Genomic DNA, 24,723 nt, shown 5'->3' with positions numbered 1-24,723 from the left:
CCCCGCGAGAGTGTTGTCTGCACGCCACGATCCAGCACGCCCCAGTCATCGCTAGGAGTACCCCTCGTGTCCGTTTACCTCTATAGATTCGGAAAGTTCGCTTTCCGCCGGAAATGGATAGTGCTTCCGGTCTGGCTTGTCCTGTTCGTGCTCCTGGGTGGCCTGGGCTCGCAGCTCAGCAAGCCGATGAGCAACGACTTCAGCATGCCCGAGCTGCCCTCGGCCCGAGCCAACGACATTCTCGACAAGCACTTCCCCGGTGCGTCCGAGGCGTTCAAGTTCGACGCCGTCACCGGAACCTACGTCATCGGCGCCCCCGAGGGGCAGAAGCTGACCGATCCCGCGAACCGTGCGGCGGTCGAGGCGTTCATCGCCAAGCTCGGCGAGCTCGGCATCGTCGACCACGAGAAGCCGATCTCGAACCCGATCGACGCCGCCGACAAGATGGGCTGCCTGGCCAATCCCGATCCCTCGCAGTGCAGCGGCGCACCGCTGAACGTGCTGAGCAAGGACGACCCGAACTCCGTCGCCGTCATCAGTGTGCCGTTCAGCATCGCGAAGTTCTCCGACGTCACCGAGGAGAACCGCAAGGCGGCCTACGACGTGGGGGCCGACGCCAGGAACTCCGGTCTCGTCGTCGAGGTGAGCGGTTCCATCGCCCAGACTCAGGAGCAGCCGAGCGGTACCGCCGAGCTGATCGGCATGGGCGTCGCGCTGGTCGTGATGATCGTGGCCTTCGGCGCCATCGTGGCGGCCTTCGTGCCGATCGTCACCGCGATAATCGGCCTCGGCGCGGCCACCTCGGTCATCATGCTCGGCACCTCGGTCATCGAGGTCCCCAGCTTCACCACGTTCCTCGCCTCGATGATCGGTATCGCGCTCTCCATCGACTACGCGCTGTTCATCGTGTCCAGGTACAAACACGAACTCGCCGTACAGGATTCGCCGGAAGAGGCGGCGGGCACCGCGCTCGGCACCGCCGGTTCCGCGGTGGTGTTCGCCGGCCTGACCGTGATCATCGCCCTGGCCGGGCTCAGCATCGTCGGCGTCGAGTTCCTGACCTTCATGGGCCTGGGCGGCGCGATCGCGGCAGGCTTCGCGGTCATCACCGCGACCACGCTGATGCCCGCGCTGCTCGGCGCGTTCGGCCGGTTCCTGTTCAAGCCCAAGCTGCCGCTGGTCGCCAAGCACGACCCGGAGAACGACGCCATCGTCACCAACGGCATGCGCTTCGGCCGCCTGATCGGCAAGGCGCCGTGGGTCGCGCTGATCCTGTCCGTCGTGGCGCTCGGCGCGCTCGCCGCCCCCGCGGCCGGACTGAACCTCGGCCTGCCCGGCGAGGACAGCATGCCCAAGACCTCCACCGTGCGTAAGGCCTACGAACTGCGCACCGAAGGCTTCGGCGAAGGCAGCAACGGCGTGCTCAACGTCGCGGTCGACCTGAGCAACGTCGCACCGGAGAAGCGCGACGAGGCGGTCAACGCCCTGCGCGATCGGCTCGCGTCCTACGACAACATGGACTACGTCACCGAACCGCAGTTCAGCGGCGAGGACAAGGCGGGCGCGCTGCTCGACGGCGTGCCGAAGTCGGGCCCGAACAACCAGGACACCAAGGACCTGGTGCGCGACGCCCGCGATGCCGAGGCGGAGCTGAAGGCGCAGTACGGGATCGAGTACGGCATCACCGGCACCACCGCCATCTACGCCGACGTCGACCACGTGCTGCTCAGCAAGATCGCGCCGTACCTGGCCATCGTGGCGGGCGCCGCGTTCATCCTGCTGATCCTGGTGTTCCGCTCGATTCTGGTTCCGCTGACCGCGGCGCTCGGCTTCCTGCTCTCCATGGCCGCGACCTTCGGCGCGACCGTGCTGATCTTCCAGGAGGGCAGGCTCGGCCTGATCGACGATCCGCAGCCGATCGTCAGCTTCCTGCCGATCATGCTCATCGGCCTCGTCTTCGGTCTCGCCATGGACTACCAGGTGTTCCTGGTGACCCGCATGCGCGAGGAATACGTGCACGGCAAGTCGCCCAAGGAAGCGGTGGTCGCCGGCTACCACCACGGCGCGCGCGTGGTGACCTCCGCTGCGATCATCATGATCTCGGTGTTCGCCTCCTTCATCCTGGAGACGGACGTGACCGCGAAGACCTTCGGTTTCGCGCTGGCGGCAGGTGTCCTGTTCGACGCCTTCATCGTCCGCATGGTCCTGATCCCGGCGCTGCTGGTGATCATGGGCAAGTGGTCCTGGTGGATGCCGAAGTGGCTGGACCGGATCGTGCCCGATATCGATGTCGAGGGCACCAAGCTGCGTGAACTGCAGCGGAAGTCCGTCGAGCTGAAGAAGGAACCGGTCGCCGTGAGCTGATCGGATTCCGCCGACCGTCGGCCCCGCACCCTGGTCTGGGTGCGGGGCCGACGTGTTTCCGGGGGTTCTTGATCTCGCGCTCGGTCCGCAGCAGACTCGGGGTGTTCGACTCTTTGCTCGGTTGACCGCCTGCGCATCGGCGCGGCGGCGGTAGTTCGTGAATGCGCGGCGGGTGAGCCCGCGCGCTTGTGCCCGAACCGGCTCGACCCGATCACCGCGAGGAGAACCCGTTGTCCGTGTATCTGTACCGGTGGGGAAAATTCGCTTTCCGCCGCAAGTGGATCGTGCTGCCGGTATGGCTCGTCCTCTTCCTGCTCCTCGCCGCGCTCGGCACGCAGTTGAAGGAACCGATGACCGACGACTTCAGCCTGCCGAATCTGCCGTCCGAGCGGGCGACGGAAATCCTCGACGAACACTTCCCCGGCATGTCCGCGGCGTTCGAGTTCGACGCCGTCACCGGGACGTATGTGATCGGCGCGCCCGAGGGGCAGAAGCTCACCGACCCGGTGAATCACGAGGCGGTCGTCGCGCTGATCGGCAGCTTGCAGCGCCTCGGCATCGTCGACCACGCCAAGCCGCTGGTCGACCCGGTCGCCGCGGCCAAGCAGATGGGCTGCCTCGTGCCGGAGCCGAACGTCTCCACCTGTAGCGGAGCGCCGCTGAACGTGCTCAACAAGACCGAGCCCGACACCGTCGCGGTCGTGAGCGTGCCGTTCACCATCAAGGAGTTCGCCGACATCACCGCCGAGGATCGGGCGGCCGCCTACGACGCCGCCGACGCCGCGCGCAACGCCGGGCTGACCGTCGAGCTCAGCGGAACCATCGCGATGGAGCAACAGGTCCCGAGCGGCAAGTCGGAGATGATCGGCATGGGCGTCGCGCTGATCGTGATGATCGTGGCCTTCGGCGCCCTCGTGGCGGCCTTCGTGCCGATCGTCACCGCGATCGTCGGCCTCGGGGCGGCGACATCGCTGATCCTGCTCGGCACCTCGGTGCTGTCCATCCCCAGCTTCACCACGTTCCTCGCCTCGATGATCGGCATCGCGCTCTCCATCGACTACGCGCTGTTCATCGTGTCCAGGTACAAACACGAACTCGCCGTACAGGATTCGGCCGAGGAAGCCGCAGGCACCGCGTTGGGCACTGCCGGGTCCGCGGTGGTGTTCGCGGGGCTGACCGTGATCATCGCGCTCGTCGGGCTCAGCGTCGTCGGCGTCAGGTTCCTGACGTTCATGGGTCTCGGCGGCGCGATCGCGGCGGCCTTCGCGGTGCTGGTCGCGCTGACGCTGATGCCCGCGCTGCTCGGCGCGCTCGGGAGGTTCCTCTTCAAGCCCGAGCTGCCGTTCATCGCCACGCACGACCCGGAGGACGACTCGATCATCACCAACGGCATGCGCGTCGCCCGGCTGATCGGCCGCGTTCCGGCCGTCACGCTGGTGCTCAGCGTCGTGGTGCTCGGCCTGCTCGCCGCGCCCGCGGCCGGACTGAACCTCGGCCTGCCCGGCGAGGACAGCATGCCCAAGACCTCCACCGTGCGTAAGGCCTACGAGCTGCGCACCGCAGGCTTCGGCGAAGGCAGCAACGGGGTGCTCAACGTCGCTGTCGACCTCACCGACGTGCCCGTGGATCGCCGGGCGGAAGCGCTGAACGCACTGCGCGACAAGCTGATCTCCTACGCCGACATGGACTACGTGACCGAGCCGACGCTGAGCCGGGACGGCAACGGAGCGCTGCTCGACGGCGTGCCGAAGTCGGGCCCGAACAACCAGTCCACCAAGGATCTGGTGCGCGACGCCCGCGAAGCCGAAGCAGGCTTGAAGGCCGAGTACGGCATCCAATACGGCATCACCGGCACCACCGCCATCTACGCCGACATCGACCACGTGCTGCTCAGCAAGATCGTGCCCTACATGGCGATCGTCGCCGGGGCGGCCTTCGTCCTGCTGATCCTGGTGTTCCGTTCGATTCTGGTGCCGCTGACCGGCGCGCTCGGGTTCCTGCTCTCCATGGCCGCGACGTTCGGCGCGACCGTGCTGATCTTCCAGGACGGCGAGCTCGGGCTGATCGACGATCCGCATCCGATCGTCAGCTTTCTGCCCATCATGCTGATCGGTCTGGTGTTCGGCCTGGCGATGGACTACCAGGTGTTCCTGGTGACCCGCATGCGCGAGGAGTACGTGCACGGCGCCTCGCCCAAGGAGGCCATGGTCAACGGCTACCACCACGGCGCGCGCGTGGTCACCGCGGCGGCGATCATCATGATCTCCGTGTTCGGTTCGTTCCTGCTGGAATCCGACCCGACCGCCAAGTCCATGGGTTTCGCGCTGGCGGCGGGCGTGCTGCTCGACGCCTTCCTGGTCAGGATGGTGCTGATCCCCTCGCTGCTGGTGCTGATGGGCGAGTGGGCGTGGTGGATGCCGAAGTGGCTGGACAAGATCGTGCCGGATATCGACGTGGAGGGCGCGCGGCTACGCGAGCTGCGAGCCCGGACGGGCGCCGCGCGGGAGTCCGTCGCGGTCAGCGACTGACCCCCGCGCGGTCGAATCGGCTCCGCACCTGTTCGGTGTGGGTCCGTTCTCGTCCCGGACGCAGCCGCCCACGGCCCAGCGATGGCCGGATCGAAGGCGAAGCTACGCCCGGCAACCGGTAGCTGACCGCCCGGCGCTACCGGGTTGCTACCGAGTCACTCACTCGGCCGCGGCACGGCACAGTTCGACACCTTGGGGTTGAGTCCCATGTAATTCAGCGGGCCGGAGACCGCGGTCAGCGCGATCGTGCCGAATCCGGCGCAGTTGATCGGCCCGCTGGTGAAGTACTGCCGCTGGCCTGCGGCGATCATGCCGATGGCCAACCACACCAGGAGCAGCAGACTGAACCACCGCATCCCGGATTCGCGCGCAGCCCGCCCGTGAGTCACTCGCTCGCGCATAGTCATCGCTTCCTTCCACACTCGCGCCGACTGGCGTAAGGGGGGAGATACCCTCATGCCCCGCGGTTACTCCCAGTGCGCTCGGCCACAGTTCGGGCGACATTTCGCAACGAAGGAAGGCGGGTGCGGCAACCGGGCAGTCAAAATTCTTTTACTTTGCACACCTAGCTTTTTGGCTCGTGGTCGTCACTTCGGTCGAACAGATACCGCTGCGCACACTCCCCCCTCTCACCACTCGAACGCCCATCGATCGGGTGCCCGCGCCACTGCTGGTGCTCGGCGCGATGGTCTCCATCCAGGTCGGCGCGGCCGTGGCCAAACAGCTGTTCCCGCTCGCGGGCGGCGCGGACGTGGTCGCCTGCCTGCGCATCGCCGTCGCCGGCGTGCTCGCCCTGCTGCTCTGGCGGCCCGCGCTGCGGGTGCCTCGCCACGCGCTGCCCGGTATCGCCGGGCTCGGAATAGCCATCGCCGCAATGAATCTCTGCTCCTACGCGGCTATCGAACGGATTCCGCTCGGCGTCGCGGTCACCATCGAATTCCTCGGCCCGCTCACCGTCGCCCTACTCGGATCACGCAAGCCGCGCGACGCGTTCTGGGTGCTCCTCGCGGGAGCGGGCGTACTGCTGCTCATGGATTCCGGCGGACCGATGTCGTGGACCGGCGTGCTGTTCGCCCTGCTCGGCGGCGCCGGGTGGGGCGCGTACATCGCCTGTAGCTCGGTGGTCGGGCGGCACACCGCGGGCCACGACGGGCTCGCGCTGGCCATGGCGTTCAGCGGCGTCATCGTGCTGCCTTTCCTTGTGGCGCAAGGCAGTTCGGCATTGCTGAACCCGCTGCTGCTGGCCGGGGTCGCCGTGATCGCGGTGTGCTCGTCGCTGGTGCCGCACGCCATCGAGCTGACCGCGCTGCGGCGGATCAACGCGTCGGTGTTCGGGGTGTGGATGAGTTTGGAACCGGCGGCCGCCGCGCTGGCCGGGTGGATGTTGCTGGGCCAGGGTCTACACGCGGCGCAGTGGGGCGGCGTCGCGATCGTGGTCGTGGCCGCCGCGGGCTCGGCCTATTTCGCGGCCGATCGAAGGCCCGTAGCAGCGCCGCACGAGGCTGGGCACACGGTGGCCGACAGCGCATCACCTGCCCCGCGACCGCGGGATCTGGCCGCGGCTGCCCGCTGAACGAATCGGCCCCGGCGGTCGAGAAGACCGGCGGGGCCATGGTTCCGTCGCCCGGCGCGCTACCCGCGCCGACTACGGACTCGGCTGCGGCACATTGCAATCCGAGACCTTCGGATTCACGCCCATGTAGTTGAGCGGACCCGCGATCACCGTGACCGCGATCGTGCCTGCACCGGCGCAATTGACCGGGCCGCTGTCGAAGTAGTCGCGCTGGACGCAGGCGGCCACTCCGATCAACAACCAGATCAAGACGATCAGACTTCCGATTCTCATGTAACTCTCGCGCATCGTTCCCACGCGGACGGCTCGGCGGCGCATTAGGCGTCACATCCCTTCCCGCTTCCATCTGTTCCGCGTATACCCGGAATTCGAGGTTCTACCGCGCGAATCGGACACCAGCCGACATCCGCCCACTCGCCCCCGCCCGCGCTGCCGGGCGGGGGCCTTTTGTCGTCCGTGGCGCCGACTACGGGACCGCTCGAGCGCCCGCCGGTACGTGCGGCACCGCGGCGCGCGGGTCGAAGCCTTTGAACGCGAGGGCGATAACGAAGCCCGCCGCTTCTTCCAGTTGCCTGGCACGGTCGAGCCCGCCGAGCACGGCGGCTTCCGCACCGGCATCGCGAACCAGGGTCTCGGTGACGCGCAAAGCATTTGGATGATCCCCGCAGATCGCGACGGTCACGGGGTGGCCGGGCAGCTCACCCCACTGCTCGGCGGGGAAGAGGTGGAACGCCTTGACCACGTTGGCACCCGGCGCGAGTTCGGCCACGCGTTGCGCACCCGACCCGCCGGGCGGCGTGGACAGCACACCGACCCCGTGATCGACGGCGTTGGTCGGGTCGATCAGCGTCGTGCCCGCGAGTGTCCCCGTGGCGGATTCGGCGCTGCGCAGGATGTCGGCCACGCCGTCCCAGGCCACCGCGAGCAGCACCGCATCGGCCCCGGCGACGGCCTCGCGTACCGTGGTCGCTCGGGCGCCGCCACCCAGACGAGCAGCCAGCGTCCGGGCTTTGTCCTGCGATCGCCCCGCGACGGTGACGTGGTGTCCCGCCCGCGTCCAGCAGCCGCCCAGCGCGGCGGCCAGCGTGCCCGTGCCGAGAATCCCGATCCGCATCATGTCTCCCTTGTCGCATCCATTCGGTCGACGGCTACGGTAGGGAAACCGATACGCACCGATCGGTGCGTGACAAGGGGCGATCATCGGGGACATGAGCGGTTACCAGGACCGACGCCGAGAGCTGGTCGCGGACTGCCGGGTGCGAGCGGCGACCGACCTGTTCGCCCACACCTGGGACCCGGTCGTGCTGGTCGCCCTGCACACCGGCCCCCGCCGCCGCAGCGACCTGCGCGCCGACATCGGCGGAGTCAGCGACAAAGCCCTCACCGAGGCGCTGCACCGCCTGCTCGGCCACGGCCTGATCGAGCGCCACCGATTCCCCGAGGCGCCACCCCGCGTCGAATACGGCCTGACCAGGTTGGGAGCGAGCCTGGTCGACGGCCCGATGAAAGCCATGGGCGAATGGATCCTCCAGAACGGCGACGACCTACTCGCCGCCCAGGACGACGCGGAGAACGAGCGCACACCGGCGTGCGATGCGCCCCCAATGCCTACTCCGGCGGACACCCTTCGGTGCCGGTTCCCGAGTTGATCCAGGAGTGCGACAGGAAAGGCAGTCGGCAGTCGCTCGATGTCACTGCGGCGGCCATGCCGCCGAGCGAGTCGATCCGCCGCCGGCTCTGTGGAGACAAGCTGGTGGTGCGTGTCACACCGCACCGATGTCAGTTTCCGGATCCCCGGATTCACCAACTCCCGGCGGCAACCATGGCCGATCCCCCGGTGGAAGTTCGCCACTTCTGACGCCGAGGTCCGCACGCGCGCATTCATAGAACTCATTCCTTCGGCGCCCCATCTCCGAGTACCGTCGGACGTACTCCGCAGGCTCGATGACATGCCCCCGAGCGGCCCAGCCGAGTTCCCAAGCCGCCCGGTTCCACGCGCGCGCCGCCGCCACAGCCTCAGGGGAGCCGAGTAGCAAGACCCCTTCCCACTTGATGGTCTTCTCCGCCTCCGCTTCGGCCAACGCCAGTAATCCGACTTCGATGTCGATGGGTAGGGCCACGGCGGGATAGCCTCGTGCTGCCGCCAGCCGATACGAGATCTGCACGTACTGCTTCAGCGCGTTTGCGTACTCGCTGTACGCTGTCAACCGTTTGTCATCCCACCGCGTATCCTGACTTCGTCGCCATTTCGCCCGCTCCGTCAAGGTAGTCGCGGCAAATGTCGATCCAGCACCCAAAACCACTGCGCTCAGCGTAAGTAGCTGCTGTACAACCGAATTCACCGTTCGATTCTGAGGCAATCCGAGTTCGGCGGCTACACCATCCGCAAAAGCCCGGGCCCCTGCCAGCGGTAACAGACGATCCTCCGATGGCAGGCGAGGTCGGTCGCACCTTGCGCGTCGCGATGAGAAAGCCCCACCCGAGTGGGTCGGGTGGGGGGTGGGCGACGCGGATGCCGCTCCTACACCATGTGCAGCCGTACCGCCGGGTCGAGAGCCTTCAAGTCGTCGGGGTCGGAGGTGAGCACCAGGGTTGCCCGCAGCGCTCGCGCCAGGACTGTCACGTGAGCGTCCACCACGTCGGCCGTACCGGTGTCGGCGAGCAATTTCCCGACCGCGTAGGCATGCGCCTCGGTGAGGTCCACCACGCGGAGGGCACGAGTCTTCAACAGCCGAGACACTGCGTGCTGCCGGGGGCTGTTGCGCCAACATTGCGCGAGAACCGTTGCGGGCACAACGATGTCGTAGTTGTTGCGCTGGGCGTACTCGAGGGCGGCCACCGCTGCGGCGCTGTGCTTCTCCAGCCCGATCAGTGCACCGGAGTCGAGAACGACGATCACGCGGCACCGCCGAGAGCGTCAGCAGCGGCGGCGTTCTCGGCGGCGGTGAATGCGGCGGCGGCCTCGGCCCGGTCGGCGTCGGTGACACCGGCCTCGGCGGCAAGTTCAGCAATGATCTCGGCGGCGGCGGCCCAATCCGGCTCGCGCTGCGCGAGCTGGGTGAAGTAGGCCGACACCGAACCCGCCAGTCCGGCGGCTACCGCGTGATTCGCCTTCTCGGCGATGTCGTCGGGAATGCTGATGGTGATCTTGGCCATGAGGCCATTCTACCCACAGGTATGACCGAGTCATACCTGTGATCAGGCCGCTGCCCGAGCAAAGGAAAAGCCCCTCACCCGAGTGAACGGGTGAGGGGCTTTGGCGGTGGCGGAGGGATTTGAACCCTCGGAGGGGGGTTACCCCTCACACGCTTTCGAGGCGTGCTCCTTAGGCCGCTCGGACACGCCACCGCCGACTAGGTTACCTGACCCGGTCCGGATCGCTAAATCGGCTGGGGGCGGTCCCGCTGCCGCGGGGGCGGTCCCGCTGCCGCGGCCCCGATAGATGGGGGCGGTCCCGCTGCCGCGGCCCCGGTAAATGGGGGCGGTCCCGCTGCCGCGGCCCCGATAGATGAGGGCGGTCCCGCTGCCGTGGCCCCGGTAAATGAGGGCGGTCCCGCTGCCACGGGCCCGGTAAGCCCCGGTAAACGGGGGCGGGCTCAGCGCTGGGTGCGGAAGAAGTTGTCGAGGAGGGCGGCGCACTCCGGTTCCAGGACGCCGGCGCGGACCTGCGGGCGGTGATTGAGCCGACGGTCGCGCACCACGTCCCACAGCGAGCCGACGGCGCCCGTCTTCGGCTCCCACGCGCCGAACACCAGCCGCCCGACCCGCGCGAGGACGAGCGCGCCCGCGCACATCGTGCACGGCTCGAGCGTGACCGCCAGGGTCGCGCCCTCCAGCCGCCAGCCGTCCCCGTGCACCGCGGCGGCGCGGCGCAGCGCGAGCACCTCGGCGTGCGCGGTCGGGTCGCCGAGCGCCTCCCTGGCGTTGGCGGCGCGGGCCAGCTCGCGACCGGACGCGTCGAAGACCACCGCACCGACGGGCACATCGCGCGGATCGGCGGCCGCGGCCGCGTCGAGCGCGGCGCGCATCATCGCGACGTCCGAGACGAGCGGGTTCTCGGGCAGCACAGTCATGCGCGCACCGCGATCACCGCGGCAGCTTGTCCAGTATCGCCGAGAGTTCGGTGGCGAAGCCGAGGCGCTGGGCGATCATGCCCAGCTGCTCGTCCGGGTACAGGTCGGTCTCGGCGAGAATCACGCTGAGCACCGGCTCGGGCAGGCCCAAGTCGGCCAGTACCGCGAGATCGCCCTCTTCCCACGGTTCGATGTCGTCGATTTCGTCGGGATCGATATCGGGGATTTCGATGTTCAGTGCCTCGAGCACATCGGCGGCGATGTCGTAATCGATCGCGGCCGTGGCGTCCGAGACCAGCAACCTGGTGCCGCTCGGCGCGGGCCGCAACACGATGAAGAACTCGTCGTCGATGTCCAGCAGACCGAAGACCGCCCCCGAGCTGCGCAATGCCTTCAGCTCGTTTTCCGCAACGGACAAATCGGTGAGCGCAGCCTGGGTCAACGGACTACACCGCCATTTGCCTTCTTCGCGGACAACCGCCACTGCGAACCCTTCCACGTCGTCGTAATCTTCCGACGCCGCCCTGTTCGTGCCCGAGCGCTGTGCTGCCATGGCCGCAACGGTAGTCGGCTCGAGCTCAAATGTTGAAGTCGTATGCGAATCTGTTCCGGTGACTCGCGACCAGAAAGCACCGGTGTGTGTCCTCGGGACGGGCCTGATCGGCGGTTCCCTGCTACGCGCCGCCGTGTCGGCGGGCTATACGGCATTCGGTTACAACAGATCGCAACCCGGGGCGGCCGCCGCACGTGCCGACGGTTTCGACGTGGACGACGACCTGCCCGGCGTGCTCGGCCGGGCCGCGCAAGCCGACGCGTTGATCGTGATCGCGGTGCCGATGCCCGCCGTCGATCACATCCTCGCCTCGGTGGCCACCTTCGCGCCGGAATGCATGCTGACCGACGTGGTGAGCGTGAAAGCCCCGGTCGCCGCCGCGGTGCGCAAGCACGGACTGGCCGGGCGCTTCGTCGGCGGGCATCCGATGGCCGGTACTTCCGAATCCGGTTGGGCGGCCACGGATCCCGAGTTGTTCCGCGACGCGGTCTGGGCGGTGGGCGTCGATGCGGGAACGCACGCGGATCCGTGGCGTCGCGTGGCGTCGCTGGCGCTGGACTGCGGATCGGTGGTGGTTCCGGTGGTCGCCGAGGAACACGATCGTGCCGTCGCGCGGATCTCGCACCTGCCGCACGTGCTCGCCGAGGCGCTGGCCGTCGCGGGCGCGGGCGGCGGGCCGCTCGCGCTCGGCTTGGCCGCGGGATCCTTCCGCGACGGCACCCGGGTCGCGGCGACCGCTCCCGAGCTGGTGCGCGCGATCTGCGAACCGAACGCCGACGCGCTGCTCGCCGTGCTGGAGGAAACGCTGACGGTGCTGAGCGCGGCCCGCGACACCCTGCGCGCGGAGGGCTCGCTCGCCGACCTGACCCAGGCGGGCCACGACGCGAGGAACGACTACGAGACCGCGCGGCGCTGGGAGATCACCGACGTGCGGCCCGGCGACCACGACTGGCTGGAGCGGCTGCGCGAGGCCGGGCGGCGCGGCGGCGTGATCACCGGGGTCTGAACTCGGATGGCCCGAACTCAGATGCGTTCGGCCAGCCCCGGGTAGTCCAGCAGGAAGCCGTCCTCGTCGACGGTGACCGTCGCGCTGGAGACCGGCGACAGCACGCTGATGCCGTCGGTGCCGCTGCTGTAGACCAGGCTGGCCTCTTGAACGAGCAGATCGGGCAGGCGCACGTACACCACAGGCACCTGCACGTCGTCCACCGCGTGCTGGAGCCCGTAGCGCCGGATCGGCAGGGTGTTGAAGAACGGGCTGAGCACCACATCCACGTCGAGCGCACCCGCGAAGGTGGAGCGGACGTGGCTGCCGCCCGCGTCGACCAGCCAGTAGTTCTCCTCGTCCCTGGCGATCGAGGCGTGCCGCTCCCCCGCCGCGGTGGTCGCGCGCAGCGACAGCCGCTTGGTCGCACCGTTCTCGTCGGTGACCAGGTCGTAGGACGCGCTGAAGGCGGGGTGGTCCTCGCACGCCCCGCCGATCATGCGACCGGCGGCGCGAATGCGATTGCCGTTCAGTGTCACGCGCACCGATTCCATCCGCGTGGCGTTGTGCGCGCGCCATGTCAGAATTGCCGGCCACCGAGGTGCCGCCGGTTTGCTGTCGGGGGCGGGGGCTGGATTGGTCACGTATCTACCGTAAGCGAAAAAACCCGGCACGCTGTATTTTTGCGTCGCTCGCGGGTCCCCGTGTGGTCACGCTGCGCTACCTCCTCCTGGCCCGTCGCGAACGCCGCGGGCATCACACCAGTGACTCGCGCCACGCGGCGTGCAGTCCGGCGAAGCGGCCGGTGCCCTCGATCAGCTCGGCGGGGGCGCCGTCCTCGACGATCCGGCCGTGTTCGAGCACCAGCACGCGGTCGGCGATCGCCACGGTGGACAGCCGGTGCGCGATGATCACGGCGGTGCGGTCCCGTAACACTGTCTCCAGCGCCCGCTGAACCAACCGTTCACCAGGGATGTCCAGGCTCGAGGTGGCCTCGTCGAGCACGATGACCGCCGGATCGGCGAGGAAGACCCTGGCGAACGCGACCAGCTGCCGCTGCCCCGCCGAGAGCCTGCCACCGCGCTTGCGCACGTCGGTGTCGAAACCCTCCGGCAGCTTCACGACGAAGTCGTGCAGCCCGACCGCGCGGGCGGCCGCGTGCACCTCGGCATCGGTGGCGTCCGGCCTGCCGAGGCGGATGTTGTCGGCGACCGACCCGGAGAACAGGTAGGACTCCTGGGTCACCATGACGACAGTGCGCCGCAGGTCGGCATCGGAGATCCGGCGCAGATCGATCCCGTCCAGCGTGACCGTGCCGCCGGACGGGTCGTAGAACCTGGTCAGCAGCTTGGCCAGGGTCGACTTGCCCGCACCGGTCGCACCGACGAGGGCGATGACCTGCCCGGCCGGGATCTCCAGCGAGAACTCGGGCAGCACCGGCCCGCGCCCCGCCGCGTCGGTCGCCTCCGGTCCGGGCTCGGCGTCGTAACCGAACCACACCTCGTCCATCCGCACCGCGCCCGCGGCCTTGCCCAGCGGCACCGGATCCTTCGGTTCCGGCACCGAGGGCTCCTCCTCCAGCACGCCGGAGATCTTCTCCAGCGCCGCGGCGGCGGACTGGTAGGAGTTGAACACCTGGGCGAGCTCGTCGAGCGGGCCGTAGAACTCGTTGAGGTACAGCAGGTACGCGGCCAGCACGCCGACGGCGAGGTTGCCCTCGATCACCTGCCACGCGCCGACCACGATGACGATCACCGTGGTGAGGTTGCCGAGCAGCCGGGTGAGTCCGGCGTAATCGCCCATGCCGCGCATGGCGGCGGTGGTCGCGGTCCGGTACTCGGCGTCCTCGACGGCGAGCACGGCCTCGTTGCGCTGCTCGCGGCGGAACGCCTGCACCGCGCGCATGCCGCCCATGGACTCGACGAACTGCACGACGACCTTGGCGATGGCGCCGCGGGTGCGCCGGTAGCCCGCCCGCTGCCTGCGCTGCGCCCACCTGGTCACCAGCGCCAGCGGCACGAAACCGACGAGCACGATGGCCGCGAGGGTCTGGTCCAGGTAGACCAGCAGCACCGCGATGGTGACCACCGAGAGGATCGCGCTCAGCGCCTGGTTCAGCGCGCTCTCCAGCAGTTCCTGGAGCGTTTCGATATCGCCGGTGAGCCGGGCGACCGCCTTGCCCGAGGTGTACTTCTCGTGGAAGCTCACGCTCAGCCGCTGCATGTGCCCGAACAGCCGCACGCGCAGGTCGAACAGCACGCTCTGGCTGAGCCTGCCCGAGACCCGCAGGAAGCTGAAGGTGGTGCACACGCTGATGCCGACCACGGCGAGGTAGCCTGCGACGGTCAGCGTCAGCGGCGTCCAATTGCCCTTGGCGCCTTCGGAAATGCCGGTATCGAGCCCGTAGGCGACGAACAGCGGCGCCGAGACGGTGGCCGCGTTGTCGACCACGATCAGCACCAGCGCCAGCACCGCGAGCCTGCGGTACGGGCGAACCAGGTCGAGCAGCAGCCGCCGGGATCGCCCGGCCAGCACCAGGTTTCCGGTCTCGGTGACCTCTTTGTCCTCGCTGGCGATGCCACGCCAGTCGGCGACCTCGTCGACCGAATCCGGCTCGCTCACCGCGTCTTTCGACACGGTCTCGGTCACGCTTCGCCTCCCATCAATTCGCGGTAGCGGGCACTGCTGCGCAGCAGTTGGTCGTGGCTGCCCTCGGCGACGATGCAGCCCTCGGCCAGCAACGCCACCCGATCGGCCAGCGCCGCGGTGGACGGCCGGTGCGCGACGAGCAGCGTGGTCGCGCCGGCCAGCACGGTGCGCAGCCGTTCCTGCACCCGCTCCTCGGTCTCCACGTCCAGCGCCGACAGCGGATCGTCGAGCACCATGATCCGGGGGCGGTCACCGGCGCTCGCGCGGCCGAGCACCGCGCGGGCCAGGGCCAGCCGTTGCCGCTGGCCGCCGGACAGGCTCAGGCCCTGCTCGCCGATCCTGGTGTCGAGGCCCCACGGCAGCTTGTCCACGAAATCCGTGGCCTGGGCGATGTCCAGCGCGCGGCGCACGTCCTCGTCGGTGGCCTCCGGGTCGCCGAGCGCGACGTTCTCGCGCACGCTGGCCGAGAACAACACCGGGTCCTCGAACGCGACCGCCACCACCGAACGTAGGTCCGACACCCGCATCGAGGCGATGTCGATGCCGTCGATGGTGATCACGCCGCCGGTCACGTCGTAGAGCCGCGGAATCAGGTTGAGCAGTGCGGTCTTTCCGCTGCCCGTCGCGCCGACCAGCGCCACCGTCTCGCCTGGCCGCACCTTCAGCGAGACGTCGCGCAACACTTCGCGTTCCGTGTCCGGCATCGGGTCCTTGCCTTCGTCCTCGCCGCGCGGGAACGCGAAACGCACACCGTCCAAGGTCAATTCGCCCGCGATACGCTCCGGCAGCCGCACCGGATCGGCGGGGTCGGTGATGTCGACCGGGGTGTCGATGATCTCCCAGTAGCGATCGGCGGCGGTGCGCGCGTCGTTCAGCTCGGCGAGCAGGAAGCCGGTCCAGATGATCGGCCACTGGAGGAAGGTCGCCAGCGTGATGGACGCGACCAGGGTGCCGAGCGTCATCGTGCCGTGCGCCACCGCGTACCCGCCGTAGCCGAGCGCGAAAGCGATGGCCAGCTGCGGAAGGCCCATCATGGCCGACCAGAGCCTGGCGTCGAGTCGCACCTTGAGCAGTTCGGTCTGCTGCAACTCGCGCGACTGGGCGGTGAATCGCGAACCGAAGAACAGACCGCGGCCGAACGCCTTCAGGACGCGCACGCCCTGCACGGATTCCTCCGCGGTGGTGGCCAGGTCGCCGGACTGATCCTGCGAGCGCCGCGAAGCCACCGCGTAGCGCCGCTCGAACCTGGTCGCGATGAACACCAGCGGAATCGAGATCAGGCCGAAGATCAGGCCGACCCGCCAGTTCAGCAGGCACAGCACGAGCAGGCCGATCGGGATCACCACGATGTGGATCACCAGGAACGGTCCGGCGAACGCGACGAATCGCCGCAGGACGGCCAGATCGTCGACGGCGCGCGAGAGCAGCTGGCCCGACTCCCAGGCGTCGTGGCGCCCGATCGCCAGCGTCTGCAACTTGCGGAAGATCTTGGCGCGCAACGTGATCTCGAACGACGTGGCCGGTTTGGAGACCAGCCAGCGCCTGCCCCAGATGCCGAACGCCTCCAGCAGGCCCAGCAGCAGTACCAGCAGGACGGGCACCACCATCCCCCCGTAGTCGCGGTGCGCGATGGGTCCGTCGATGATGCGCGCGATCAGCAGTGGTATGACGACGGCGGTCAGCGTCGCCAGCACCGCCAAGGTGGTCGCCCCGAGCAGGGCGGCCCGGTGCGGGCGCAGGTACGGCCCGAAGCGCCGCAGGGAATGCAGGCGGCCCGGCGGCGTGCCGGCGGGCCGCTCGGGTCTGTCCGCGTCCGATTCGGCCGACGGCAACTCGAGCGTGACTGACAATGCTCCCCCTCGTGGTGTGTGGATCGCGGTGTCGAGTGATCCGGCGCCCGGCGATGTTCGCAGCGGGGTCCGACATCCCAGGGTCGCACCACGTCGCGTTCCGGCCAACCGATTTTTCGCCACACCACGAGCGGGTAGCCGGTCTAAGCTGCGGTAATGCTGATCGTCGCCGGATACCTACGGGTCATCGACCGGGACGACTACCTGGCGCGGTGCCGGGAGGTCGTCGAACAGGCGCGAGTGGCCGAGGGCTGCCTCGATTTCTGTCTCGGCGCGGATCTGCTCGAACCCGATCGCGTCAATGTGTACGAGCGGTGGTCGTCCCGCGCCGACGCGGAACGCTTCCGTGGGGAAGGCCCCTCGGGCGGATTGGAGACCCGGATCGTGGGCGCGGACGTGCGCGAGTTCGACTACACCGTCGAAACCCCCCTGTAAAAAGCATCGGCGGGCGCCCGTTCGAGAACGAGCGCCCGCCGTCGAACTACTCAGTGCATGCCCGCGCCTTCCGGTTCGCACTCCAGCCCGTCCGGGAAGGACTGCTGCCGGCACCCGCCGCGCAGCGTGCCCTCCAGATACGCGGTGCGGCAGGCCCGTCGGGCAATCTTGCCGCTGGAGGTGCGCGGGATCGAGCCCGCGGGCACCAGCAGCAGATCACGAACCGTCACGCCGTGGCGGCGCGCGATGGCGGCGCGCACCGCCTCGGCGATCGGGCCCGGATCCGCCTTGGCCGCGCCGGTACCGCGCTCGGCCACGACGACCAACTGTTCGGAGGTGTCCTCGGCGTCGAATCGCGTTGCCGCGCCGCCCTGTTCGAGTGCCTCCGCGGGCAACTGATTGGCGGGCACCGAGAACGCCGCGACGAAGCCGGGGCGCAGCGCCGTGCTGGCTTCCTGCGCCGAGAACTCCAGATCCTGTGGATAGTGGTTGCGCCCGTCCACGATCACCAAGTCCTTCACCCGGCCGGTGATGTACAGCTCGCCCTCGAAATACGCGCCGAAATCGCCGGTGCGCATCCATTTCGCGTCCTCGGCGGCGCCTTCCGCGCGACTGCCTTCCGGCAGCCTGCGCAACCGGTTGTGGAAGGTCGCCACGGATTCCTCCGGCTGACCCCAGTAGCCGATGCCCATGTTGTCGCCGTGCAGCCAGATCTCGCCGACCTCGCCGTCCTGCCGCTCCACGCTGGTCTCGGGATCGACGATCGCGGCCCACTGCGACAGCGCCACATAACCGCACGACACCTGCGCGATGGCGTTGTCGGTGCCTGGCTCGACCTGAACCATCCGGCCCGCGTTGAGCTCGCCCCTGTCCACGTAGACCACCTTGGCCTCGTCCTCGGCCTTGGTCGCCGAGACGAACAGGGTCGCCTCGGCCATGCCGTAGCAGGGCTTGATCGCGGTCGTGGGCAGACCGTAGGGGGTGAACGCGTCGTTGAACTTCTTCATCGAAGCCACCGAGACCGGCTCGCTGCCGTTGATCAACCCGATGACGTTCGACAGGTCCAATTTCTCGCCCGCCTTCGGCAGCCCGCGCTCCGCGGCGTGCTCGAAGGCGAAATTCGGTGCGGCGGCGAAGGTTCCGGCTCCGTCGGAGACCGCGGCCAGCTCCTTGATCCAGCGGTAGGGCCTGCGCACGAACGCGCTCGGCGACATGATCGTGATGAATCCGCCGCCGATGGTCGGCAGGATCACGCACAGCAGGCCCATGTCGTGGAACAGCGGCAGCCAGGTGACGCCGCGCGAATTCTCGGTGACGCCGATGGCGTCGATCATCTGCAACAGATTGGTGCCGACGGCGCGGTGGGTGATCTCCACGCCCGCGGGAATCCTGGTGGAGCCCGAGGTGTATTGCAGGTAGGCGATGCTGTCGATGTCGATGTCCGGGCGCACCCAGCTCGCGCCGACCCCGTCCGGGATCGCGTCCACGGCGACGATGCGCGGGCGCTGCGTCGCGGGCAGATGACGGAAGAGGTTCCGCACGCCCGATGCCGCGGTCGAGACCGTGAGGATCACCGCGGGAGCGCAGTCGGCGAGCACCGCGTGCAGCCGGTCGGTGTGCCCCTGCTCGCCGGGATCGAACAGCGGCACCGCGATGGTGCCCGCGTAGACGGCGGCGAAGATCGAGATCACGTAGTCCAGGCCCTGCGGGGCGAGGATCGCGACTCGGTCGCGCGGCTGCGCGACCTGCTGCAACCGGGCCGCCACCGCACGCAGCCGCACGCTGAACTGGCTCCAGGTCAGGTCTCGGTACTCGCCCTCGTGTTCGCGCGAATAGTCGATGTAGCGGTACGCGAGACCGTCCGGACTCGCCGTGGTGTGCTGGTCGACGAAGTCGATCAGTGTCTTGTCACCCGGGATCGTGATGTTGCCCTGTTCGTCCAGATAGTCGTCCACGGTCTCGCGGATCATGGCTCAGTACCTCCCGAAGGCGATCGATACGTTGTGCCCGCCGAAACCGAAGGAGTTGTTGACCGCGTACTCGATGCGGCCCTGCCGCGCCCCGCCCTTGACGATGTCGAGGTCGACGTCGGGGTCCTGGTTCTCCAGGTTCAGCGTCGGCGGCACGATGCCGTCGCGCACGCTCAGCACGGTGAGCACCGACTCCAGCGCGCCGACGGCGCCGATCGAATGGCCGAGCGCCGATTTCGGGGCGTAGACCGACGCGTGCGAGCCCACCGCCTTGCCGATCGCCCGCGCCTCGGCGGTGTCGCCGATCGGAGTCGCGGTGGCATGCGCATTGATGTGCGTGACATCGCTTTTCGCCAGCCCGGCGGTCTCGATGGCCCTCGTGATCGCCCGCGCGGCGCCGGTGCCCTCCGGATCGGGGGCGACCAGGTGGAATCCGTCGGAGGTGATGCCTGCGCCGAGCACCCTGGCGTGGATGGTCGCGCCGCGGGCCTTGGCGTGCTCCTCGGTCTCGATCACCATCATCGCGCCCGCCTCACCGAAGACGAATCCGTCACGGTCCACGTCGAACGGCCGCGAAGCGCCCTTCGGATCGCCGTTGCGGGTGCTCATCGCGCGCATCATCGTGAACGCGGCGATCGGCACCGCCTGGATGGAACCCTCGACACCGCCGGTCACGACCATGTCGGCGTCGCCCATCACGATCATCTTCCAGGCGTTGGCGATCGCCTCCGAGCCGGACGAACACGCCGAGACCGGGGTACAGACGCCCGCGCGCGCACCGACTTCCATGCCGACGCACGCGGCCGGACCGTTCGGCATGATCCACTGCACCGCCAGCGGGGAAACCTTGCGGTAGCCACCGTTCTGCAGCTTGTCGCGCTGATCGATCACGGCTTCCGCGCCGCCGAGGCCGGTGCCGATGGAAACGGCCAGCCGGTCCTGGTCGACCGAGGGGCTGCCCGCATTGCGCCAGACCTCCCGGCCGAGCACGGTGGCCATCTGCTCGACGTAGGCCAGCCTGCGGACCTCTTCGGCGCTGAGGCAGGAATCAGGGGTGACCTTCAGGTGCCCGCCGATGCGCACCGGCAGCTCGAACTGGTCGATGAACGGATCGTCGAGCACACCGATGCCACTCTCGCCGTTCAGTAGGCCCTTCCAGGTGGAGTCGACATCCCCCGCGATCGACGTGGTCGCCGCGAGGCTGGTCACCACGACATCGGGGAAGTTGCCACGCTTGGTGGACGGGAGCTGCATCAGGACTCACTTTCCTGGCGATCGCATGAGTGTTCCGGGAACTGCGCGTCGACGCCGCGGCGTCGAAAGGCCAAGCGGGAGAAGCAACCGTGGTCGTGATCCGGCCGATTCGCATTATCGAGGAGCCCGAGCTAATCCGCAGCAAGACACGCGAATCCGTACCGCGCCCGCGCCGGTGCGCCGGGGGAGCCCGATACGTCGCCGGTGGTCCTCCCGGTGGTCCGCTCCTGAGGGCTCGAGTAACGTGCTGTGCGGGGCACGGAGCGCGGACGTGTTCGCGCCCGTCGTGGAATCACGAGAAGGGATGACTGTGACGGGCGGGCGGATGGTCGGGCTGTTCGCCGGGATCGGCGGACTCGAGCTCGGCCTCGCCGAGCACGGCTGGCATTCCGAGCTGCTCTGCGAGATCGACGTAGGGGCGCAGGCGGTGCTCGCGGCCCACTTCACCGACGTTCCGCTGCATTCCGACATCACCAGACTGCGCGGCATCCCGGCGGGCACCGAACTCGTCGCGGCCGGATTCCCCTGCCAGGACCTCTCGCAGGCGGGGCGCACCGCGGGCATCACCGGCCAGCGCTCGGGACTCGTCGACGAGGTGTTCCGTCTGGTGCGCCGCAAGCGCGGTCCGCGCTGGCTGCTGATCGAGAACGTCCCTTTCATGCTGCAACTGGGCCGCGGCGCGGCCATGCGGCACATCACCGAGGCGTTGGACGAGCTCGGCTACACCTGGGCATACCGCGTCGTCGACGCGCGGGCGTTCGGCCTGCCGCAGCGCCGCCAGCGCGTGCTCATGCTGGCCTCGCGCACCGAGGACCCGCGCCGCGTGCTCTTCGGCGAGGACGCGGGCCCGCTCGAGCTCGGCGACGCCGACAGCGACCCCTGCGGGTTCTACTGGACCGAGGGCGTGCGCGGGCTCGGGTGGGCGGTGAACGCGGTACCGACCCTGAAAGGCGGGTCGGCGCTGGGCATCGCGAGCCCGCCCGCCGTGCGGCTGCCGTCCGGCGAGATCGTGACGCCGGGCTTGGTCGACGGAGAACGGCTGCAAGGCTTCGCCCCCGACTGGACCGCGCCTGCCACCACGGTGCGCGGCATCCGGCAGGGACACCGCTGGAAGCTGATCGGCAACGCGGTGAGCGTGCGGATGGCGGCCTGGGTAGGCGGCAGGCTGGCCGCGCCGCTGGATCCGATACCGCACGATCAGGTCCTGCTGCCCGGTCAGCCGTGGCCGATGGCGGCGTGGGGCCGCGCCGGGACCGCCTATCGGGTGCCGGTGTCCAGCTGGCCGGTGCACGAACCCTACGAGGACCTGAAGGACTTCCTCATCGACTCGCGATTGCTCTCCGCGCGGGCCACCGCCGGATTCCTGCGCCGGGCCGGGATGGGCACGCTGCGCTTCCCCGACGGGTTCCTCACCGACATGGAGAACCACCTGGACCGCATGGGCGGCTGGGCGGCCTGAGCCGATGATCGAGCGCCCACGCACCGACGCCGCGACCAGTGCCAGGCTGGCCAAGCAGCGGCGCAGCGGAACCGCGCCGGAATTGGCACTGCGCCGCGAACTACACCGGCGCGGCCTGCGCTATTTCGTGGACCGCGCGCCACTGCGGGGTCAGCGCCGCCGCGCCGACGTGATCTTTCCGCGGCGCAAGGTCGCGGTGTACGTCGACGGGTGCTTCTGGCACAGCTGCCCCGAGCACGCCACCTCGCCGAAGAACAACGCCGAATGGTGGGCCGCCAAGCTCGCGGGCAATGTGGCGCGCGACCGCGCCACCGACGCGACGCTGCACGACGCGGGCTGGCAGGTGGTGCGGATCTGGGAACACGAGGACCCGGCCGCCGCGGCCGATCGGGTGCAGGCAGCGCTGGGCCGGGACCCCGGCTGACTCGGGCGCGCCGCTAGCGGTTGCGCCTCCGGACCAGGGTGCGCGGTGCGTGCGCGGCGAGATAACCCGACACCACCATGGTGGCCATCATCGCCAAACCGGCGACGGCTGTCGCATATCCGATCATGGAAACCTCCTCACTCGCTTCCACTCCAGACTTGCCGGACAAGCTGACAGTAGCCTGTGCACCAGGTGGTAATGCCGTACGAACCGCTGGCAACACGCTTGTTCTTCCTCGGACTCCACACCCAGCGGTTCGGGACAATGGGCAGAGTGACCGACGACGGGAACAAGATCGCCGAACGACGCGCACCGATCGCGTCCTGGTTGATCGCCGCGGCGATCGCGGTCGCCGCGCTCTGCTATTCGTCCTGGGTGCTGGAGTTCGTGCTGCCCATCGACTCCAATCCCGTGAACGAGTTCCTCAGCGAGCTCGACGCGGAAGGCAAGCCGTACCGCGAGGTATTCGGGACGGGCGACAAGATCGTCGGGGCGCTGCTCGTCCCGGCCGCGCTCGGCGGGCTGCTGATCTTCCCCCGGCGCAGGCTCACGACCGTCGGCTGGGTGGCGCTGGCCTGCTTCGGCGCGTCGACCATCGCCGACGCGCTACTCCCGCTGCGCGACTGCACCCCGGGCGAGCCGGGCTGCGGCGGGCCGAGCGAGCTGTTTCCGCAGCTGCACCAGCCGCACGCGCTGACGAGCACGCTCGCGGTCACCTCGATCGCGATCGCGGTCTTCGCGTTCAGCCTCGCGGCGTTCCGCTACCACCGCTGGCGGATTCTGCGCGAGTTCGGGGTTGTCGTGCTGGTGCTCGGGTCGGCGGCGACGGTGTGGCTGCTGGTGGCCGACAACCTGCCCGGCGAGTACGCGCTCGGCATCGCCCAGCGCATCCAGGTCGGGTCCATGTCGCTGTGGCTGCTGACGCTGGCCGTGGCGGTGGTCGTCGAGGGCAGGGAATGGACCGAACCGATCAGCCGACCTTGACGTGCACCCGGTGGGTTTCGGTGGCGGCGGGCAGCTTCGCGGTGTCGACGACGAGGATCTCGCCGGTGTCCTGGCGCCCGTCGGGCAGCGTCTTGGGCTTCAGCCGGAACGGCGGCTGCTCGCCCTCGCTCGCCGCCAGGCCGAAGTCGCTGTCGTTGGCGATGTAGATCGTCTTGCCGCCGTCGGTGCTCGCGATGCCCTCGACCTTGTCGTGGCCGAAGAAACGGCCCTGCGCGTCGAGACCCGCCACCAGTGCGGTCAGATCCAGGTTGCGCTGCTTGGCGACCGGCGTGATGCCCGCCTTGCCAAGCGCCACCACCGCGTCGTCGGTCGAGACCGGGCCGACCAGCGTCTCCAGCGGTTTGCCGTCCACGAGCAGGCCGCCGCGCTCCGGGTCGTACTGCGCGCCGGGCACCTTCGACTCGGGGCCGACGTCGGTCGCGCCGGAGGTGTCGATGGTCCAGATCTTCTTGTCCGACTTCGGGGCCAGGTTGCCGTCGCGCTCGTCCACCAGGAAGGTGGTGGCGCTCAGCGCGGTGATCTCGGAGACCGCGACCTTGGTCTGCTTCGGATTCGCCAGCGGGTAGACGAATTCGCGCTGCGCCTTGGTCTTCAGGTCGACGGTGACGATGCGGGTCATCGGCACGTCCTTGGCCGACCCGTCCAGAGCGGGTGTCTTCAAACCGCTTTGGACGACGCCGACCAGGGTGTTGCCGTCCGGAGTGACGGTCAGTCCCTCCATGCCCTGGTTCGGGGTGCGCAGCGCGAGTTCCTTCGGCAGACCCGCGCCGGGGGCGAGGCGCTCGATCTCCTTGCCGGTGGCATCGAAGTGCACCAGGAACGGGCCGTATTCGTCGGAGACCCAGAAGGTTCCGTCGGGCAGTGCGACCAAGCCCTCCGGGTCGAGGCCGTGATCGGTGGCGGGCAGCACCGCGCCGTCGAGGTCCTTGATGGTCTCGCCGGTGTTCGCGGCCACGTCGACCTGGCCGTTGAACGGGGTGCCGTCGGCGCGGCGCAGCTCGATGGTGGACTGGAGCACCGCGCGGGCGCCGTCCAGCTCGAACCGGCCGATCTTGGGAACGAATCGGGGTGTCGGCGCCAGCTTTTCGTTCTTGCCGGGACCGTCCACGTTCGGGCCGCGGTCGGTGAGGCCGTAGAACTCGTCGGCGCGCCCGGGCACCGGGGTCCACGCGGAACCGAAACCGCTGCCCTGCACGGTGATTCCGCCGAACTCGCCGAGCGGCGGAATGTCGGTGGCGTACAGGCGGACCGCGTCGCTCGTGGTGACGGTGAAACCGTCCGTTCCGCGGTACCCGGCGGCCGGGGTGTATTCGAACGCGCCGTCGGCGCGGCGGACGACCGTGCCGTGCTCCGGCTCCGCCGTCACCGCGATCGGGGTGCGTCCGCCGGTCGCGGCCTGCAACTGGTCGAGCGTGATCACCACCGAACGGTCTTGTGCGGTACCGAAATCGGCGCCGTCGCCCTCGGCGGCGCACCCCGCGGCCGTGGTGGCCACGCAGACGATCGCGGAGCAGGTGAGCAGGAGACCGGGTCTGGCAATCACCCGGCATGCCTATCGCGCCGACCCATCGCGGAGTCGACGCCGGGGTCAATTGTTGGTC

Annotated in this window: 23 protein-coding genes and 1 tRNA gene; 9 read left to right on the top strand and 15 right to left on the bottom strand. The window is 69.0% G+C overall.

The window, feature by feature from the left end; translation table 11 throughout:
- Positions 1–66: 66 nt before the first annotated feature.
- Entirely contained in the window at positions 67–2,364 is a 2,298-nt protein-coding gene (locus tag AC3ERS_RS11880) for an MMPL family transporter (RefSeq protein WP_431966550.1), read from the top strand.
- Positions 2,365–2,594: 230 nt separating this feature from the next.
- The gene (locus AC3ERS_RS11875; protein WP_431966548.1) at positions 2,595–4,892 is read left to right on the top strand and encodes an MMPL family transporter; all 2,298 of its coding nucleotides are present in this window, start codon (positions 2,595–2,597) and stop codon (positions 4,890–4,892) included.
- A 155-nt stretch (positions 4,893–5,047) separates the two neighbouring features.
- Here AC3ERS_RS11875 and AC3ERS_RS11870 read toward each other — a convergent pair whose 3' ends face one another.
- A complete protein-coding gene (locus tag AC3ERS_RS11870) occupies positions 5,048–5,248 on the bottom strand; it encodes a hypothetical protein (protein WP_431966791.1) in 201 nt (66 codons plus the stop codon).
- Positions 5,249–5,472: 224 nt separating this feature from the next.
- Between AC3ERS_RS11870 and AC3ERS_RS11865 the strand changes: the two genes are divergently transcribed.
- Positions 5,473–6,465, top strand: coding sequence for an EamA family transporter (locus AC3ERS_RS11865; protein WP_431966546.1), 993 nt, complete (start codon positions 5,473–5,475; stop codon positions 6,463–6,465).
- A 72-nt stretch (positions 6,466–6,537) separates the two neighbouring features.
- Here the strand turns inward: AC3ERS_RS11865 and AC3ERS_RS11860 are convergent, their stop codons facing one another.
- Together AC3ERS_RS11860 and AC3ERS_RS11855 are read right to left on the bottom strand one after the other, a co-directional pair.
- Entirely contained in the window at positions 6,538–6,738 is a 201-nt protein-coding gene (locus AC3ERS_RS11860; RefSeq protein WP_431966544.1) for a hypothetical protein, read from the bottom strand.
- A gap of 193 nt (positions 6,739–6,931) precedes the next feature.
- Complete coding sequence (locus tag AC3ERS_RS11855) at positions 6,932–7,579, bottom strand: NADPH-dependent F420 reductase (protein ID WP_431966542.1); 648 nt, start codon at positions 7,577–7,579, stop codon at positions 6,932–6,934.
- Between the two features lie 94 nt (positions 7,580–7,673).
- Here AC3ERS_RS11855 and AC3ERS_RS11850 point away from each other — a divergent pair, with 94 nt between their 5' ends.
- Positions 7,674–8,114, top strand: coding sequence for a winged helix-turn-helix transcriptional regulator (locus AC3ERS_RS11850; RefSeq protein WP_431966540.1), 441 nt, complete (start codon positions 7,674–7,676; stop codon positions 8,112–8,114).
- 114 nt (positions 8,115–8,228) lie between these two features.
- On the opposite strand, the gene AC3ERS_RS11845 is transcribed toward AC3ERS_RS11850, so the two are convergent.
- From AC3ERS_RS11845 to AC3ERS_RS11820, 6 genes are all read right to left on the bottom strand, one after another.
- The gene (locus AC3ERS_RS11845; RefSeq protein WP_431966538.1) at positions 8,229–8,807 is read right to left on the bottom strand and encodes a hypothetical protein; all 579 of its coding nucleotides are present in this window, start codon (positions 8,805–8,807) and stop codon (positions 8,229–8,231) included.
- Positions 8,808–8,986: 179 nt separating this feature from the next.
- Positions 8,987–9,364: a PIN domain-containing protein gene (locus tag AC3ERS_RS11840; protein ID WP_431966536.1), complete on the bottom strand. Its 378-nt coding sequence runs from the start codon at positions 9,362–9,364 to the stop codon at positions 8,987–8,989.
- Complete coding sequence (locus AC3ERS_RS11835; RefSeq protein WP_431966534.1) at positions 9,361–9,621, bottom strand: hypothetical protein; 261 nt, start codon at positions 9,619–9,621, stop codon at positions 9,361–9,363. Before AC3ERS_RS11835 ends, AC3ERS_RS11840 begins: the two co-directional genes overlap by 4 nt.
- A gap of 101 nt (positions 9,622–9,722) precedes the next feature.
- Positions 9,723–9,813: transfer RNA gene (locus AC3ERS_RS11830), tRNA-Ser, on the bottom strand.
- A gap of 248 nt (positions 9,814–10,061) precedes the next feature.
- Positions 10,062–10,538 (bottom strand): nucleoside deaminase, encoded by a 477-nt coding sequence (locus tag AC3ERS_RS11825; protein WP_431966532.1) that lies wholly within the window; start codon positions 10,536–10,538, stop codon positions 10,062–10,064.
- Positions 10,539–10,551: 13 nt separating this feature from the next.
- Positions 10,552–11,091, bottom strand: coding sequence for a tRNA adenosine deaminase-associated protein (locus tag AC3ERS_RS11820; RefSeq protein WP_431966530.1), 540 nt, complete (start codon positions 11,089–11,091; stop codon positions 10,552–10,554).
- A 58-nt stretch (positions 11,092–11,149) separates the two neighbouring features.
- Here AC3ERS_RS11820 and AC3ERS_RS11815 point away from each other — a divergent pair, with 58 nt between their 5' ends.
- Entirely contained in the window at positions 11,150–12,097 is a 948-nt protein-coding gene (locus tag AC3ERS_RS11815; protein WP_431966528.1) for a prephenate dehydrogenase, read from the top strand.
- Positions 12,098–12,114: 17 nt separating this feature from the next.
- Here AC3ERS_RS11815 and AC3ERS_RS11810 read toward each other — a convergent pair whose 3' ends face one another.
- The 3 genes from AC3ERS_RS11810 to AC3ERS_RS11800 form a co-directional block, all read right to left on the bottom strand.
- Positions 12,115–12,720, bottom strand: coding sequence for a putative glycolipid-binding domain-containing protein (locus tag AC3ERS_RS11810; protein WP_431966526.1), 606 nt, complete (start codon positions 12,718–12,720; stop codon positions 12,115–12,117).
- A gap of 112 nt (positions 12,721–12,832) precedes the next feature.
- Positions 12,833–14,725: an ABC transporter ATP-binding protein gene (locus AC3ERS_RS11805; RefSeq protein WP_431966524.1), complete on the bottom strand. Its 1,893-nt coding sequence runs from the start codon at positions 14,723–14,725 to the stop codon at positions 12,833–12,835.
- Complete coding sequence (locus tag AC3ERS_RS11800) at positions 14,722–16,575, bottom strand: ABC transporter ATP-binding protein (protein WP_431966522.1); 1,854 nt, start codon at positions 16,573–16,575, stop codon at positions 14,722–14,724. The genes AC3ERS_RS11805 and AC3ERS_RS11800 overlap by 4 nt, the downstream gene beginning before the upstream one ends.
- A gap of 156 nt (positions 16,576–16,731) precedes the next feature.
- Here AC3ERS_RS11800 and AC3ERS_RS11795 point away from each other — a divergent pair, with 156 nt between their 5' ends.
- Positions 16,732–17,010 (top strand): putative quinol monooxygenase, encoded by a 279-nt coding sequence (locus AC3ERS_RS11795; RefSeq protein WP_431966520.1) that lies wholly within the window; start codon positions 16,732–16,734, stop codon positions 17,008–17,010.
- Between the two features lie 50 nt (positions 17,011–17,060).
- On the opposite strand, the gene fadD32 is transcribed toward AC3ERS_RS11795, so the two are convergent.
- Both fadD32 and AC3ERS_RS11785 read right to left on the bottom strand, forming a co-directional pair.
- Entirely contained in the window at positions 17,061–18,980 is a 1,920-nt protein-coding gene (gene fadD32, locus AC3ERS_RS11790) for a long-chain-fatty-acid--AMP ligase FadD32 (protein WP_431966518.1), read from the bottom strand.
- 3 nt (positions 18,981–18,983) lie between these two features.
- Positions 18,984–20,234: a KasA/KasB family beta-ketoacyl-ACP synthase gene (locus AC3ERS_RS11785; protein WP_431966516.1), complete on the bottom strand. Its 1,251-nt coding sequence runs from the start codon at positions 20,232–20,234 to the stop codon at positions 18,984–18,986.
- A gap of 304 nt (positions 20,235–20,538) precedes the next feature.
- Between AC3ERS_RS11785 and AC3ERS_RS11780 the strand changes: the two genes are divergently transcribed.
- The 3 genes from AC3ERS_RS11780 (at position 20,539) to AC3ERS_RS11770 (ending at position 23,101) form a co-directional block, all read left to right on the top strand.
- Complete coding sequence (locus tag AC3ERS_RS11780; protein ID WP_431966514.1) at positions 20,539–21,693, top strand: DNA cytosine methyltransferase; 1,155 nt, start codon at positions 20,539–20,541, stop codon at positions 21,691–21,693.
- 4 nt (positions 21,694–21,697) lie between these two features.
- On the top strand, positions 21,698–22,117 hold the full coding sequence (locus AC3ERS_RS11775; RefSeq protein WP_431966512.1) for a very short patch repair endonuclease: 420 nt from the start codon (positions 21,698–21,700) through the stop codon (positions 22,115–22,117).
- A gap of 273 nt (positions 22,118–22,390) precedes the next feature.
- The gene (locus AC3ERS_RS11770) at positions 22,391–23,101 is read left to right on the top strand and encodes a DUF998 domain-containing protein (RefSeq protein WP_431966510.1); all 711 of its coding nucleotides are present in this window, start codon (positions 22,391–22,393) and stop codon (positions 23,099–23,101) included.
- Here AC3ERS_RS11770 and AC3ERS_RS11765 read toward each other — a convergent pair.
- A complete protein-coding gene (locus AC3ERS_RS11765; RefSeq protein WP_431966508.1) occupies positions 23,088–24,665 on the bottom strand; it encodes an esterase-like activity of phytase family protein in 1,578 nt (525 codons plus the stop codon). The two genes, AC3ERS_RS11770 and AC3ERS_RS11765, sit on opposite strands and share 14 nt — an antisense overlap.
- Positions 24,666–24,723 lie beyond the last annotated feature (58 nt).

The sequence above is a fragment of the Nocardia sp. bgisy134 genome, from assembly GCF_057708325.1.
The sequence above is the reverse complement of the archived record's forward strand: the minus strand, read 5'-3'. Positions and strand labels throughout refer to the sequence as shown.

What these genes read in the sequence shown, in the direction of transcription:
- AC3ERS_RS11870 (WP_431966791.1), bottom strand. Translation starts at nt 5,248, where the DNA reads ATGCGGTGGTTCAGTCTGCTGCTCCTGGTGTGGTTGGCCATCGGCATG.
- AC3ERS_RS11860 (WP_431966544.1), bottom strand. Translation starts at nt 6,738, where the DNA reads ATGAGAATCGGAAGTCTGATCGTCTTGATCTGGTTGTTGATCGGAGTG.
- AC3ERS_RS11855 (WP_431966542.1), bottom strand. Translation starts at nt 7,579, where the DNA reads ATGCGGATCGGGATTCTCGGCACGGGCACGCTGGCCGCCGCGCTGGGC.
- AC3ERS_RS11850 (WP_431966540.1), top strand. Translation starts at nt 7,674, where the DNA reads ATGAGCGGTTACCAGGACCGACGCCGAGAGCTGGTCGCGGACTGCCGG.
- AC3ERS_RS11835 (WP_431966534.1), bottom strand. Translation starts at nt 9,621, where the DNA reads ATGGCCAAGATCACCATCAGCATTCCCGACGACATCGCCGAGAAGGCG.
- AC3ERS_RS11825 (WP_431966532.1), bottom strand. Translation starts at nt 10,538, where the DNA reads ATGACTGTGCTGCCCGAGAACCCGCTCGTCTCGGACGTCGCGATGATG.
- AC3ERS_RS11820 (WP_431966530.1), bottom strand. Translation starts at nt 11,091, where the DNA reads ATGGCAGCACAGCGCTCGGGCACGAACAGGGCGGCGTCGGAAGATTAC.
- AC3ERS_RS11795 (WP_431966520.1), top strand. Translation starts at nt 16,732, where the DNA reads ATGCTGATCGTCGCCGGATACCTACGGGTCATCGACCGGGACGACTAC.
- fadD32 (WP_431966518.1), bottom strand. Translation starts at nt 18,980, where the DNA reads ATGATCCGCGAGACCGTGGACGACTATCTGGACGAACAGGGCAACATC.
- AC3ERS_RS11785 (WP_431966516.1), bottom strand. Translation starts at nt 20,234, where the DNA reads ATGCAGCTCCCGTCCACCAAGCGTGGCAACTTCCCCGATGTCGTGGTG.
- AC3ERS_RS11780 (WP_431966514.1), top strand. Translation starts at nt 20,539, where the DNA reads ATGACTGTGACGGGCGGGCGGATGGTCGGGCTGTTCGCCGGGATCGGC.
- AC3ERS_RS11775 (WP_431966512.1), top strand. Translation starts at nt 21,698, where the DNA reads ATGATCGAGCGCCCACGCACCGACGCCGCGACCAGTGCCAGGCTGGCC.